Source organism: Streptomyces sp. YS-3, assembly GCF_045257485.1.
GTDB lineage: Bacteria > Actinomycetota > Actinomycetes > Streptomycetales > Streptomycetaceae > Streptomyces.
Genome location: NZ_JBJHPC010000806.1, coordinates 1 through 2,540 on the forward strand (window position 1 = coordinate 1; position 2,540 = coordinate 2,540).

General features: G+C 70.9%; 3 protein-coding genes. 2 read left to right on the forward strand and 1 reads right to left on the reverse strand.

The window, feature by feature from the left end:
• Positions 1 to 40: 40 nt before the first annotated feature.
• Together metG and ACJA3G_RS34985 are read left to right on the forward strand one after the other, a co-directional pair.
• The gene (gene metG, locus ACJA3G_RS34980) at positions 41 to 1,657 is read left to right on the forward strand and encodes a methionine--tRNA ligase (RefSeq protein WP_406557055.1); all 1,617 of its coding nucleotides are present in this window, start codon (positions 41 to 43) and stop codon (positions 1,655 to 1,657) included.
• Positions 1,658 to 1,812: 155 nt separating this feature from the next.
• On the forward strand, positions 1,813 to 1,959 hold the full coding sequence (locus ACJA3G_RS34985; protein ID WP_406557056.1) for a hypothetical protein: 147 nt from the start codon (positions 1,813 to 1,815) through the stop codon (positions 1,957 to 1,959).
• A 13-nt stretch (positions 1,960 to 1,972) separates the two neighbouring features.
• On the opposite strand, the gene ACJA3G_RS34990 is transcribed toward ACJA3G_RS34985, so the two are convergent.
• Positions 1,973 to 2,540 (reverse strand): L,D-transpeptidase family protein (locus ACJA3G_RS34990; RefSeq protein ID WP_406557057.1); only part of this gene is annotated, 568 nt, incomplete at its 5' end.

The following is a 2,540-nucleotide window of genomic DNA, read 5'->3' on the forward strand; positions in this document are numbered from 1 at the left end:
CGGGTGAKTGGATCTCCCCGTGGCCGTTAGGATTTCGACCATGGCGGCCACTGGATCCGAGAAGCAGGGGGCGAACGACGTGAAGTCCTTCTACGTATCGACCCCCATCTACTACGTCAACGACGCTCCTCACCTGGGCCACGCCTACACGACCGTCGCAGGCGACGTGCTCACGCGCTGGCACCGTCAGCGCGGCGAGAAGGTGTGGTACCTCACCGGCACGGACGAGCACGGTCAGAAGATCATGCGCACGGCCGACGCGAACGGGGTCACCCCGCAGGAGTGGTGCGACAAGCTCGTCGAGGAGGCCTGGAAGCCCCTCTGGGAGCACCTGGAGATCGCGAACGACGACTTCATCCGGACGACGGAGAAGCGGCACACCGACCGGGTGCAGGAGTTCGTGCAGGACCTGTACGACAAGGGCGAGATCTACAAGGGCGGCTACGAGGGCCCGTACTGCGTGGGCTGCGAGGAGTACAAGCTCCCCGGGGACCTCATCGAGGCCGAGGACGGCACCAAGCTGTGCCCCGTCCACAAGAAGCCGGTGGAGATCCTCAAGGAGGAGAACTACTTCTTCAAGCTGTCCGAGTACGGCCCGAAGCTCCTGGAGTTCTACGAGGCGAACCCGGGCTTCATCCAGCCCGAGTCGGCCCGCAACGAGGTCCTGAACTTCGTGAAGCAGGGCCTGCAGGACCTGTCGATCTCCCGGTCGGCCTTCGACTGGGGCGTCCCGATCCCGTGGGACGACAAGCACGTCATCTACGTGTGGGTCGACGCCCTCCTGAACTACGCCACGGCCGTCGGCTACGGCGCCAACCAGGAGAAGTTCGAGCAGACCTTCCCGGCCAACGTGCACCTGGTCGGAAAGGACATCCTCCGCTTCCACGCGGTCATCTGGCCCGCGATGCTGATGGCCAACGGCCTGCCCGTGCCCGGCCAGGTCTTCGGGCACGGCTGGCTGATGGTCGGCGGCGAGAAGATGTCCAAGTCGAGCCTCACCGGCATCAAGCCGCAGGATCTGACCTCGCACTTCGGCGTGGACGCCTACCGCTGGTACTTCCTGCGCGCCATCGCCTTCGGCCAGGACGGCTCGTTCTCCTGGGAGGACTTCACCGCCCGGTACACCTCGGAGCTCGCCAACGACTACGGCAACCTCGCCTCGCGCGTTGCGGCCATGGTCGGCAAGTACTTCGGGGGCACGCTGCCCGCGGCGACCGCCGCCGGCGAGGCCGAGCAGGCGATCGCCGACGGTCTGGTGAAGGCCGTGACCGTGGCGGACCGGAAGATCGGCGAGGAGCTGGACTTCCAGGGCGGCATCCTGGCCGTCTTCGACTTCGTGAAGCAGGTCAACGGCTACATCACGGAGCAGGAGCCGTGGAAGGTGGCCAAGGACGAGTCGGAGGAGGGCCGGGCGCGCCTGGCGACCATCCTCTACACCGCCGCCGAGGCGCTGCGCGCGGTCGCGGTCCTGCTGAACCCGGTCATGCCCGACACCTCGCAGAAGCTGTGGGAGTCGCTGGGCGCCGAGGCGGCCGGTCTGGGCGCGCTGGCCGACCAGCGGGTGCAGGACGCGGGCGACTGGGGCCGGCTGCCGGTCGGCGCGACGGTGACGAAGGGCGCGGTGCTGTTCCCGCGTCTGGAGGAGAAGCCGGCGTAACGCGCGCGTGAAAGGCCCGGAACCCCGCCCCCGCGCTCCCAGGAGCCGACGGGAGCCCCTGGTTCCGGGCCTTTCCGCTGCCCTCCCCGGGTTGCGGGCCGCGTCCTGGGCGCGCACGCTGCGCACATGGAGTACGTACTGAGGGGGTGCCCGCAGTGACGAGGAGTACCGACCAGCAGCAGGCGGAGGAAGAACGCCGCCGCGAGGAGCTCCTGGCCAAGGTCCGCGAGGCGAACCGGCAGAGCACCAGCCGCCCGTGCGGCCCGCCGTCGCCGGACCCGGTGGGCCCGGCCGACGACTGACCCGGGGACGGGCTCAGCGGGCCAGGGCCGCCGCGTCCCCCATCACGACCACCGGAGTGCGCGCCGGGTCCAGGGCGCGCAGCAGCTGCCGCATCCGCTCCCTGGGCAGCGCCACACAGCCGTGCGTCGGCCCGCCGTGGTCGACGTGGAGCCAGATCCCGCCGCCCCGTCCGGCGCCGAGCGGACGGGTCCAGTCCAGCGGGGTGGTGCCGGGCCGGCGGTTGTAGTTGACCGCCACCACGTAGTCGAAGGACCCGTCGAGGGATTCGCCCTCGACGCCGGTGCCGCGCGCGGTGAAGGCCGAGGTGCGGTCGTACGGCAGCCGGGTGCCGGGGTCGGCGAGCCTGCCGCCCGCGTCGGTCAGGCCGAACACCCCGACGGGCGAGCGCAGATCGCCCGCACGGTGTTCGCCGGTCCAGCCGCGCGCCGCGTTGCGGGCGGGCCAGGGGCCGGCCGCGGGGAGCCAGCCCTTCACCGGGTCGCGGGTGTAGAGGACGGCGGTGGACCGGCTGGCGTCGGCTCCCTCGCCGGTGACGACGAGCGCCTGGGTGCTGGCGGCGGGGAGACGGGCCCGGGTGGCG

Excerpts from the sequence above, each read along its gene's own strand:
- metG (WP_406557055.1), top strand. The coding sequence starts at position 41 with ATGGCGGCCACTGGATCCGAGAAGCAGGGGGCGAACGACGTGAAGTCC.